This is a genomic window from Streptomyces sp. NPDC059906, from assembly GCF_042730645.1.
GTDB classification, from domain to species: domain Bacteria; phylum Actinomycetota; class Actinomycetes; order Streptomycetales; family Streptomycetaceae; genus Streptomyces; species Streptomyces rubrogriseus.
Window position 1 is genome coordinate 18097 of sequence record NZ_JBHWKU010000057.1, and the last position, 9958, is coordinate 28054.

Annotated in this window: 7 protein-coding genes; 2 read left to right on the forward strand and 5 right to left on the reverse strand. The window is 71.6% G+C overall.

Annotation, left to right across the window (positions count from 1 at the left end; all coding sequences use genetic code 11):
• Positions 1 to 31: 31 nt before the first annotated feature.
• From ACFV9J_RS39710 to ACFV9J_RS39720, 3 genes are all read right to left on the reverse strand, one after another.
• Positions 32 to 2041, reverse strand: coding sequence for a glycosyltransferase (locus tag ACFV9J_RS39710; RefSeq protein WP_385362984.1), 2010 nt, complete (start codon positions 2039 to 2041; stop codon positions 32 to 34).
• A gap of 3 nt (positions 2042 to 2044) precedes the next feature.
• Complete coding sequence (locus tag ACFV9J_RS39715; protein ID WP_385362986.1) at positions 2045 to 3673, reverse strand: stealth family protein; 1629 nt, start codon at positions 3671 to 3673, stop codon at positions 2045 to 2047.
• Positions 3674 to 3765: 92 nt separating this feature from the next.
• Complete coding sequence (locus ACFV9J_RS39720; protein WP_385362988.1) at positions 3766 to 5601, reverse strand: stealth family protein; 1836 nt, start codon at positions 5599 to 5601, stop codon at positions 3766 to 3768.
• A 332-nt stretch (positions 5602 to 5933) separates the two neighbouring features.
• Between ACFV9J_RS39720 and ACFV9J_RS39725 the strand changes: the two genes are divergently transcribed.
• The gene (locus ACFV9J_RS39725; RefSeq protein ID WP_385362990.1) at positions 5934 to 7034 is read left to right on the forward strand and encodes an LCP family protein; all 1101 of its coding nucleotides are present in this window, start codon (positions 5934 to 5936) and stop codon (positions 7032 to 7034) included.
• Positions 7035 to 7058: 24 nt separating this feature from the next.
• Here ACFV9J_RS39725 and ACFV9J_RS39730 read toward each other — a convergent pair whose 3' ends face one another.
• Positions 7059 to 8180, reverse strand: coding sequence for a hypothetical protein (locus tag ACFV9J_RS39730; protein WP_385362992.1), 1122 nt, complete (start codon positions 8178 to 8180; stop codon positions 7059 to 7061).
• 181 nt (positions 8181 to 8361) lie between these two features.
• On the reverse strand, positions 8362 to 9387 hold the full coding sequence (locus ACFV9J_RS39735; RefSeq protein WP_385362994.1) for a hypothetical protein: 1026 nt from the start codon (positions 9385 to 9387) through the stop codon (positions 8362 to 8364).
• Between the two features lie 147 nt (positions 9388 to 9534).
• On the opposite strand from ACFV9J_RS39735, the gene ACFV9J_RS39740 reads away from it, so the two are divergent.
• Positions 9535 to 9912, forward strand: a complete 378-nt coding sequence (locus ACFV9J_RS39740) for an NTP pyrophosphohydrolase (protein WP_385362996.1) — start codon at positions 9535 to 9537, stop codon at positions 9910 to 9912.
• The last annotated feature ends 46 nt before the right edge of the window (positions 9913 to 9958 follow it).

The following is a 9958-nucleotide window of genomic DNA, read 5'->3' on the forward strand; positions in this document are numbered from 1 at the left end:
TGGGATTCTCTGGGTCCGTGAGGAGCCGCTGTCAGTGATGCTCGGTCACCACGAGCGAGAGTTCGTTGTCCGCGGTGAAGTAGGGGCGCAGTCCGACGACGGCGCGGTCGACGTCAGGGCCGAACAGGCCGGTCGGCTCCTCCCGCACCAGCTCCGGGAAGCGCTGCACGTCGCGCCTCACCACCTGGTCGTCGGCTATGCGCGCCACCCTGACCGGCTCGCCACCGCCGCTGTCGGTGAGCAGCACGTCCCAGTTCTCGCGCAAGAGCAGCCGGGCCCTCATGGCCTCGTCCATGTCCAGCTGCGCGCCGAACCAGCCGCCTTCGAAGCGCACCCGACCGGCTGCCAGGGTGCGAGCGGGCTCCTGGCGCCGGCGCAGCAGCAGCATCAGCTCACCGCCAAGCTGCCACTCCCCGTGCAGCCACCCCGTCAGCCACAGGCCCGTGTCGCTGTAGTCGACGGTCACCAGCTCCGCGTGGCTCGGACGGGACCAGACACGCAGGCGGAAATAGCCGCCCTCGGTCGCGTACGGCAGCGCCCAGTGGAAGTGGTTCAGCTCGCTCAGGTGACCGATGTCGCGTGCCCCGCCGAGCGTGCAACGCCCGTAGCGCAGGCGTCTCTCCTTGTCCCTGCCGTCGACCACGTAGACATCGGCGCGGCCCTCACCCAGCGAGGCGAGCGCGCGGGCGTCGATCCGGGCCCGGGTCCCGTCGCTCTCGACGGCGAAGTCGACCGCGCCCTTGCGGCCTTTGCCCTCCTCCTTGACGCGCACGGTCCGGGCACCGGACACGCCGCGCAAGGCAATCTCCCATGCGCCGTCCGGCAGCACCCGGCAGTCAGCGGTGGGGAGGGGGCGGGCTTCGGCGGGCGCGTCGCCGCCCGTGCGCCGCCGCCCCCGGCCCCAGCGGCCGCGTACCCCGGCCTTGACCGCCCTGAACAGTTCCTCGTACGCGTCGCCCACCTGCTCCGTGCCTGCGGACTGTGCGATCCGCAGGGCCTGGGCCCGGTGCGCGGAGCGCAGTCCGTCGTCCGCCATGTAGCGCTCAAGGGCGTGGGCCGTGGCATGGACGTCACCGACCGGCACCAGCAGCCCACCGTGGCCCTCGGACAGCACTTCTGGGGCTCCGAAGGGCGCCTCCGTGGCGACCACGGGCGTGGCCTGGGCCAGCGCCTCCAACACCGGGCGGGCACTGTCCTGGCGCTCTGCGGTCACCAGGGCGACATCGGCGTCGTAGTAGTCCTCTTCGCCGGCTTCCCGGTCGAACAGCAGCACATGGTCGTGGAGCCCCAGCGCGGTGACCAGTTCGCGGGTCTCGCGGCGCAGTGGTCCGGTGCCGACCACCCTCAGCTGCCAGCCCGGTTGGGCCGCACGGGTCTGGGCGAAGGCGTGCAGCGCCACCTCGACGCGCCGGTGCGAGACCAGCCGCCCGGCGCTGATCACCACACCCGTCGTCGGTTTGTCCGGGCTCTCGGCGAGCAGCATCGGCTCGGCGATGTGGCGCACCTCGACACCGGCGGCACGCAGCGCCTGGTACTCGGGGGCGGCGGCGTCGCCCTGGGTCAGCGGGACGACCGCGTCCAGTTCGCCGTACAGCTCCACCCAGCGGGCGCGCACCGACTCCGGGAGCCGCTCGACAGGTGCCGGCTGGCGGGCGATACGCCGCGCGTGGGGGGTGCGGCACTGAGCCAGGGCCGCGCCGAGCGCGGAACTCAGGGCGACCACCACGTCGGCGCCGCTCGCGGACAGGTGCGTGCGGATCCTTCCGTCGTCGGCGCGGTTGTACCGCCGGAACTCGGGGTCGCCGGCGATGACGAGCCGGGAGGTCTCGTCGTCGTCCCGGTCGCCCGCCGCGACCGAGGGAGCCAGGGCCAGGACGTCGGCCTCCGCCGGGAGCCGCAGCGCCGGGTGCGGTGCCGCGGCGCCCCGCACGGTGACGACGGTCACCTGGTGCCTGGCGACGAGGGACTGCGCGAGCCGGGCGGCCGCCCGCGCGCCGATGGAATCGGTGGCCAGGGTGTGAACCAGGACTTCGATGTTCATGGCTCAGTCCGCCGTCTTCTCGTACGGGCTCGGCACCGGGTAGAAGGCCTCCAGGAACCGGTGGAGCACCTGGCTCTGGTGCTCGATCTCGGCGGGGTCGCTCGCGGAGTCGTTGAGGCAGAAGGTGTCCCGGTCCCGGCGCAGCAGCAGCAGTTCCAGCTTGTGCTCCAGCTCGGGGTCGTCCAGCGCGAAGTAGCCGTACCGCAGGTCGCCGGGCAGGCTGCACCCGGAGTAGTAGCTGTAGTAGTGGTGCAGCGAGGACGCGATGGACAGGTCCGAGATGCTCCGCACGGGGCTGGCCGAGGTGCGCCGGTGCTCTTCGGGGAAGTCCCGTTCGATGGCGGCGAGGATGTCCCGGTTGAGCGCGTACGGCACATGCTTCATCTTCTGCACCAGCGTCCGGCCGAACCGCTGCTGGATGAGCCGGCGGTTGTTCTTCGCGGCGACCGAGGTGGGCACCTCGTCCGGCTCCGGCTCGCCGTAGGGGACCTGTGCCGGGGACGGGAAGAACTTGGCGATGCCGTTCGGGTGGAAGAACGCGGAGGGCGTGAGGGGCCGGCCGATGAACATGTCGTCGTTGAAGTAGACGAAGTGGCGCGACAGCCCGGGGATGTGGTGCAGCCTGGACTCGATCGCATGGCTGTTGAAGGTCGGCAGGTGGGAGGGATCGTCGAAGATCTCCCGGTGGTCCACCACGCGGGCCCTGCCGTCGCCGGCCGCCCACCAGTGCGGAGTCTGCTGGTCGGTGACGATGTAGATGTTCCGCACCCACGGCATGAACATGCGCACGGAGCGGAGGCTGTACTTCAGCTCGTCGCGGGAGACGTAACGGGCCAGGCTTGCCGCCTCCGCGTGGAAGACCTCACCTCGGCTCTCGGCGCGGCGCCGTTGCCAGGCGGGGTCGTCGCCGTCCACCCAGGTGTACACGACGTCGATGGGGAAGGGGTGCTCGTCGGGGAACGGGATGTCCAGTTCGGGGCGGGTGCGTGTCGGGCGCAGTTGCGGAACCCCGGCCCCGTGGGACCGGCCCACGAGCCTGGTCATCTGCTCCCCGGGGACGAGAAGCTGCTGGTGGCGCAGGGAGACGTGCTCGCTGGCGCGGTTGCGGCGGGGCGCGGCGAGGCGGTCGGCTCCCTGGCCGGGCACGCCCTCCTCGGGTTCCCAGAACTCGACGTCACAGCCCGCGTCGGCACCGTACGTCAGGCGCCCTTCGTGCGTGGTCCGGAACCAGAAGGCGCGCACGACCGGCAGGCCGTTCGCTCGTTCCCACGTCTTGCCCGATGAGCCGTCCCATGCTCCGTCGCCGGGGGCCATCCCGGCCTTGGGGCGGGCGATGTAGCCCCTGGAGTCGGACAGGCCCGCGCGTAGCGCCGCCAGGACCCGGGGGCGCTGGCGCGCGTCGACGCCGACCGCGGAGGCGGTGTCGTCGAGACCCGGCACGGCGAACCAGTCGATGTGACCGGCCTCCAGGGCGCGACGGACTTCCAGGTTGTTCAGCTCACGCGCGGCAAGCGGCGTGAGACGGTCGTGCACCAGCGCGATCCGCTTGTGCATGTCCACGACGACCTGCCGCTCCGTACGGCTCCTGCGCGGTTGCGCCGATGCGGGCTCCGGGCGGGAGCCGGTGCCCATGAAGGCTTCGCCACCCCTTTCTCGGCTGGAGGTGTCAAACACGCGGTTCACTTTCGTTACGGAGGAGTGCTGCGGCAGGAGGAACGTTTCACTCACTGTCTGATCTCGGCCTTCCGCGACCGGCTCGGACGGTGCACGCCGCGGTCCGCGTCCGGGCCCACCCGCTCGAAGCGGCTGGGGACGGGGAAGTAGGCGTCCAGGAAGGTCCTGACCATGCGCTCCTGCGCCTCGGGGTCCGGGTGCACCACCGTGTCGTTCAGGCAGAAGGTGTCGAAGTTCCGGCGCACGAGCAGGGTGTCCAGGCGTCGCTGGGCGAGCTCCGCGGCGAGGTCGATGTAGACGTAGCGCAGATTGCCGGTGGTCGCGCGACCGGTGTGGAAGCCGTAGTAGTGGTGCAGGGACGAGGTGATGGGGGTGTCGTCGGGCGACCTGAAGCGGGAGTGCTGGGTGCGGCGGTGCTCGGCCGCGTACACCAGCTCGATGTCCGCGAGGACACTGCGCCGCAGCGGGTGCGGGGTGTGCTTCATCTTCTGCGCGATACGAGTACCGAACGAGCGTTCGATCAGTGCCCGGCTGTTCTTGCCGGCGGCGTCCACCGGCAGGTCGTCGGGGCTCGTCGGGCCACCCGGAACTAGCGCCTTGGACTGGAAGAACTTGCTCAGCCCGTTGGCGTGGAAGAACCGGCCCGCAGTGAGCGGACGACCGAAGAACACGTCGTCATTGAGGTAGAGGAAATGCTCCGACAGGCCTTCTATGTGGTGCAGCTGGCTCTCGATGGCGTGCGAGTTGAAGGTCGGCAGGGCAGCGGGGTCGGAGAAGATCTCCCGGTGGTCCACCACGTTCAGGCCCGGGACCTCGGTGTCGAGCCAGGCGGGTACCTGCCCGGCGGTGACCAGGTGGATGGTGCGCACCCAGGGCGCGTACTGATGCAGGGAGCGCAGCGAGTAGCGCAGTTCGTCACGGCTGGTGAAGCGGGCGTCGTTGGCGGCCTGCGAGTGCAACCGCGGCGCGGGGACGCCCAGCCGTCCCGACCGGGCGGCGTCCCGTTCGGCGGCCCAGACGGGGTCGGAGTCGTCGACCCAGGTGTAGACCACGTCGATGGGAAAGAGGTGGTCCTCGGGCAGCGGCTTGGTGAACTCGGGCAACGTGCGGGTCAGTCCCGTGGCATAGGCACCGGGTATGAGGCTGAACAGGGCCTGCGGCGCCTCGACCCGCTCTCCGCCGTCGACGAAGTCCGAGACGACACTGTTGGGGCGAGGGGCGGTGAGACGCCCGTCGACTTCCTTCCAGAACTCGAGGTCACAGCCGAAGTCGGCCCCGAAGACCAGCCTCTGGGTGCCGTCTGTGACATACCAGGCGACGCGGAGCACGTCATGCCGGCGCAGCCGGTTCCAGCTGCGCTGCTCGTCACCCGCCTGCATGGCTCCGTCGCCGCCCGCGACGGGTCCCGCGTATCCGGGCGCCGCCTCGAACACGGCCCGCAGCACCGACTCCGCCTCACGGCGCAGAGCGGTCGGCACGGCGACGGCGGGCAGGTCGCCTCCGGCGCTCCGGATGCTGAAGTGGTCGATGCCGCCGGCTTCCAACGCGGCGACAAGGAGGTGGAGGTTGCGGGCCCGAGTCGCCCAGGCGGTGGCACCGTCCACGAGTTGGGCCCGCATGTGCCGGTTGCCGACCTTGACGACCCGGACACCGTGGCCGTCACCGTGGCGCGGCGGATTGCGGCGACCGCCCATGGCCCAGACGACCGCGGCGGAGCGGACGGCGTCGACCGTGGACAGCGACTGCTTCACGGCGGAGCGCAGCGGGTCGGGGACCTTACGGGCGATGCCTCGCCGGGCGCTCGTCGGCACGATCGCCCGGTACGCGGACACGAGGGATCCGGACTCCGGATTGCCGGAACCGACCACGAGGCACTCACCATCCATGCCGCCACCGGTCCCGCGCCGACGTCACGGAGAGGCCGCGCTGCCTCCCGATCGCCGAGCGAAGACAGACCGTACGCTGCCTATTTATCCGATCTGTTCGACTCAGGACTCAATCCGCACAAGTATCGAACACACGCACGGGTTGAGCGAGTCACAGAACCTTCACATAAAAACCCTCTAAAAGTCCAGGCGTGAAATATCGGGCAACGTGTTGGTGTACGTGAAGAATCCCACGCCGTCCCCGTACAACCTTTTGCGGCCTTCGGGCGCTGACCGCGATGGCCCGAGCAAGGTGCCCCGATCCCTCGCCGACCTGCATATAGTGCTCCGTCATGAGTGATCCCACTCCCGACTCCAGCACCCGCACCGGCCGTCGAAGAGCCCCCCGCGGCGGCCGCCGACAGCACACACGTCGTTCACGGATCGTCCGCATCGTTCTCGGCACCCTCGTGGTGCTGCTGCTCGCCGCGGGCGGCACGGCCTACTGGCTGTACAGCAGCCTGAACGGAAACATCGAGGGCGTCGACCTCGACAAGGCGATCGGCGACGAGCGGCCGCAGAAGCTCCCCACGTCCGGGCAGAACCTACTGATCCTCGGCTCGGACTCACGGGCCGGGGCCAACGCCGAGCTGAGGACCGGCAACGTCGCCGGTGCCCGCTCCGACACCGCCCTGGTGATGCACATACCCGAGGGCCGCACCCGGGCCGTCGCCATCAGCATCCCTCGCGACACCCTGGTCACCCGGCCCGCCTGCAGCAAGGCCGACGGCAGTGAGGTGGCCTCGGCGACCCGCGTGATGTTCAACTCCATCTACTCACAGGTCGGGCCGGCCTGCGTGGTCAAGACCGTGGAGCAGATGTCCGGCGTCCGCATGGACCACTACATGGAGATCGACTTCGCCGGCTTCAAGGGACTGGTGGACGCGATCGGCGGCGTGACCGTCACCGTGGACCAGGACATCAAGGACCCCTCCAGCGGCCTCGACCTGACCGCCGGCACCCACCGGCTCGACGGCACCCAGTCCCTGCAGTTCGTCCGTACCCGGCACGGTATCGGTGACGGCAGCGACCTGGGGCGCATCGGCCTCCAGCAGCAGTTCATGATCGATTTGCTCTCCGAGATCAAGAAGCAGGATCTGCTGGGCAGCCCCACGAAGACCTACAGGATCGCCGACGAGCTCACCTCCGCCCTCACCACCGACTCCGAACTGGCCTCGCTCACCAAACTCGCGGACTTCGGCCGCAGCCTCAACGGTGTCGACCCGGCCACCATGGAAACGATCATGCTCCCGGTGGCGTACGACAAGACCGATCCGAACCGGGTGGTGGCCGCCGAACCGCAGGCGACGGCCCTGTGGAAGGCGATCCGCAGCGACTCGGAGATCCCCGAGTCGGCCAAGAAGTCCCCTGCCACGGGCGGCACGAAGGACTGATCCGGGCAGTGGCCCGCCCCGGCGTCAGACGGGCACGGACGGCGTCATCGACAGGCCCGGCTCGCCGCTCTGCCGGGCGACGCGCAGCGAGCCGTCCCGGCCGAGCACCGCGAGCACGACGCGACCGAGAGCGTCGACAGCCAGTGCCGGGGCGGTCTCGCTGTACTCGCCGGTCTGCGACCACCACACACCCGACTGCTCGTTCTCCGTACCGCAAGCGGCCAGCATCACCTGTCCGGCGACATCGCGGTGCGCCAACACCGTGCAGTCGTACCCGTCGAGCACCGCACGTAGGACCGTGACGGGCTCGGCGGCCGGTGCGCCTCCGAGTGGGACCAGCCAGCCCCCGAGGCGGTGTGCGACGATGCCTCCCGCTTCCGGATCGGTCCAGTAGTACGTCGCCCGTCCCGGCCCGGTCTCGATCACCGAAGCGGTTCCGGGCGCCATCCGCACAGGCATGTTCGGCTCCCGCCGAAGCTCGCCGTCGGGTTCGTGCTGACGCCACCACATGGCGTTGCGCTCAGCGCCGGCCAGTAGCTCGACGCGTCCGGACGTGTGGGCGAGGGCGGCGAGCCCGTCGTGCACCCCGCTGCCCCTGAGGTCGTGCCACCGCTCCCACTTCCCACCGGGCGCCTCGCGGCGCAGCATCACCCCGCCGCCCGCGTTGCGCACGAAGACGTGCACCCGGCCGGAGGCGCTGACGGCGACCGCGGGCACCCCCAGACGGGGCGCCTTCTCCGGGTCCGCGTGCGGATTGCCCAGCGATCGCCACTCGGTGACCGGACGTCCGGTCTGGTACTGGATGGCGTGGACGATGTCGGTGACCGGCGGGACGCCCTTGCCGCCGACCGCTCGCCGGCCGAGGAAGTGCACATAGGTGTCGGCGCCCTGAACCACCGAAAGGTGAGTCAGGTGCGGTACGGGGAAGAAGTCCGGACCCGCCCACGCGGGCCCGCCCGGCCTCGCCTCCGTCCAGCGCAGCAGCCCCTCGTCGGTACGCGCGTACGCGGTCAGCCGGCCGTCCTTGCCCAGAACGAGCCAACGGCCGTTCACGGTGCGCCGGGTTCCGTACCGTTCGGCCGACGGCTGTTCCGTCCCGGAGAGTTCTCTGCCCCGGGATGCGCCGCGCCCGGATCTGGTACGCATGACGAGACCTGCCCTTTCCGTACTCTCGGCGCGGCCGGTCCGCCACCCCCGAACCTGTGTACGGGAGACCGAGCGGGCTCATCATAGGATGACCATGTAGTGAACGAAGCACGGAGAGCGTGCGGCGGCCGGCCGGACGCGAGGTGCCCCACTCGCACGTGTCCGCATCCACGCCGCTGTCTCAGACCGCGTCCCACGCCCCCAGCGCCAGCCCCGCCTCGTCCTTCCGCCGGGTCAGCAGCAGCTGTCCGGTCGACGGGGACAGGGTCGCCGCCACCAGCCGGCCGTCGGCGTCCAGGGCCAGGGCCACCCTCGCGTCGGACGGCAGCGCCGGGCCCGACTCGGTCCAGGCCGCGCCCGCCCCCTCCGTCTCCGAGGGGTACGCGGCGAAGGCGACGCGGCCGCTGCCCGCCGCACGCTGGGCGAGCAGCGTGCAGTCGTAGCCGTCTATGACGGTGCCGACGGCGGACACGGGGCCGGGGCCGGCGGCGGGCATCAGGGGGGCCGGTTTCCCGCCGGGGCGCCAGGCGCACAGCTCACCGGTGTCGTCGTCGGTGAAGAAGACCGTGGTGTGCTCGGCGGAGGTCGCCAGGGCGCGCAGGGTGCCCGGGCGGACCGCGGCGTGCAGGCGCTCCCCCAGCTCCATGCGGGTGCCCGCCGCCTCCTGGCTCCAGTGCAGGATCCCGCTCTCCACGGGCGCGTACAGCTCGACCAGGCCGGTCCGGGTCGTCACCGCCACGGGCGACTCCTGGACGCGACTGCCCCTCAGGTCCCGCCACGGCGCCCAGCCGCCCTTCTCGCGCTGGGCCACCATGCTCATGCCGCCGCCCCCGTTGCGGACGAAGACGTGGGCGCGTCCCTGCGCGTCGACCGCGACGGTGGGAGGTCCGGTGCGCTCGCCCTGCTTGTTGGGGTGGCCGGCCGGCTGCCAGTCCAGGGGCGCGAGCAGCGGCCGGTAGTGCGTGGTGTGCACGAGGCCGGAGCGGTCGGCACCGGTGGGCTGCCAGGCGACCAGGTGGGCGTAACCGTCCGCGCCCTGCCCGACCGCGAGGGCGCCCGGACGCAGTCCCTGGTCGCCGCCGGCCCGGCGCGGGGTCTCCCAGCGCCCGCCGGGTGTGGTCTCGGCACGCCACAAGGCGGCGTCGTCCGCCTGGAAGTACACACTGAGGCGGCCGTCGCGGCCGAGGAGAAGCCAGTCGCCATTCACCGGTTCACTCTAAGCGGGAGCGCCGGTTCCGTGGCGAGCGGGTACGGCCGTCGACCGCGAGGCGAGAACAGGGAGGGGGACGGGGGCGGGGCAAGGGCGGGGAGGGGGACGGGGCAAGGGCGGGCAGGGGCGTGCGACCCTGGCGGCATGGAAGACAACGCGCCGCCGCTCGTGGTCGTCGACGCCGCGAACGTCGTCGGCTCGGTGCCCGACGGCTGGTGGCGGGACCGGCACGGGGCCGCCGAGCGGCTGCGGGACCGGCTGGCGGCGGACGGGGTGCCGGGGCGGGCCGGGCCGCTGGACATCGTGCTCGTCGTCGAGGGCGCGGCCCGCGGGGTGGAGTCCGTGCCCGGCGTGCGGGTGGAGTCGGCGCCCGGCAGCGGCGACGACCACATGGTCGACCTGGTCGCGCGGGCGGCGCAGCACCGCCCCGTCCTGGTCGTCACGGCCGACCGCGAACTGCGCCGCCGGGTGACCGGGCTGGGCGCGGAGGTGGCGGGGCCCCGGACGGTGCGGCCCGTGTGACACCCCACCGGGTTCGTCGCGCCGAGGCCACGCGCTGGTGCCGGGC